This window comes from Paracoccus sp. MC1854 (assembly GCF_014164635.1).
In the GTDB taxonomy this organism is placed as follows: domain Bacteria; phylum Pseudomonadota; class Alphaproteobacteria; order Rhodobacterales; family Rhodobacteraceae; genus Paracoccus.
Window position 1 is genome coordinate 1 of record NZ_JACJFU010000113.1, and the last position, 1,269, is coordinate 1,269.

At 65.5% G+C, this 1,269-nt stretch carries 1 pseudogene; it reads right to left on the minus strand.

Annotated features, from left to right (window positions below):
- Positions 1-26: 26 nt before the first annotated feature.
- A pseudogene (locus tag H5395_RS18305) lies at positions 27-1,197 on the minus strand (IS3 family transposase).
- Between the last annotated feature and the right edge of the window lie 72 nt (positions 1,198-1,269).

The window sequence follows — 1,269 nt, forward strand, 5'->3', positions numbered from 1 at the left end:
TGACCTTCCCTCTGGGCCTCTCTCGATCATGACGAGAGTCCCTGGGTTTGGTATTGGTCGGTTTCGAGCTGGGCAAGCGCGCCGGGCGTGGAGTTCACGGATTGCTCAAGTGCCCGGCGCGCGTCTGCCGGGGCCATTCCGCCCAGCGAGGAATGCGGCCTGACGTTGTTGTGGTCGTAGCGCCACAGGACCAGCTTGCAGCGGGCATCGGCCAGGCTGCCGAAGATCTCCTCATTGAGGCAGTCGTCGCGCAGGCTGCCGTTGAAGCTTCCGATGAAGCCATTCTGCTGGGGCTTGCCCGGATCGATGTAATGCCAGGCGACGCCGTTGTCCTTGGCCCATCTGAGAATGGCCTTGCTGGTGAACTCGGTTCCATTGTCGCTGACGATGGTCTCGGGCTTGCCGTAGAGCCGCAGCAGCGCGTCCCGCTCCCGCGCGACGCGGGCGCCGGAGAGGCTGGTGTCGGCGACCAGGGCGAGGTTCTCACGGCAGCAATCGTCGTTCACGGCCGGGACGCGGAACCGGCGCGATGCTCCGAAGGTGTCCGACACGAAAGCCCATCGACCAGCGCTGGTTGGGGCGCAAGGCCTCCGGCACTGGCGATCGGCTCCCACGGGCGCGCTTGCGGCCACGCCTGCGCCGGACCGACAGGCATTCCGCGCGATACAGGCGGCAGAGCTTCTTGTGGTTCATGGTCATGCCCTTGCGCTCGAGCAGGATGCCGATCCGGCGATAGCCGAACCTGCGGCGCTTCTCGGCGATCTTGGCCATCGCCTTGCGGATTTCCGGGTTGTCGGGCGGCCGCTCGCGCCGCACCGTCTTCGGATCGACACCAACCAGGGCGCAGGCCCGGCGCTGCGAAAGGTCGTGATCCCGCATCCCCCGGAGCGCCGCATCCCGCCGCGCCATTGGCGTCGTCATCTCTTTCCCAGCAGATCCTTCAGCACGACGTTGTCGAGCATGGCATCCGCGAGAAGACGCATCCGCTTGGCATTCTCGTCCCCGAGATGCTTCAGGCGCTTTGCGTCGGACACATCCATCCCGCCATATCGTGCCTTCAGCTTGCGAGACATGTCGCCGGACTGAGCCCGTGCCTGCGGCACACCTCCGCCGTCGCCGTCCCGTCAACGCAGTGCGTTGACCCTGTTCCTTGATCATCCCGATGATCTGCGCCTCGGTGAAGCGGCTTTTCCTCATCGCCTCTGCTCCTTCAGCGGGGGCAGACTCTACATCACAGCGAGAAAGCTTCCGGGGGGAAGGTCAGCAGGC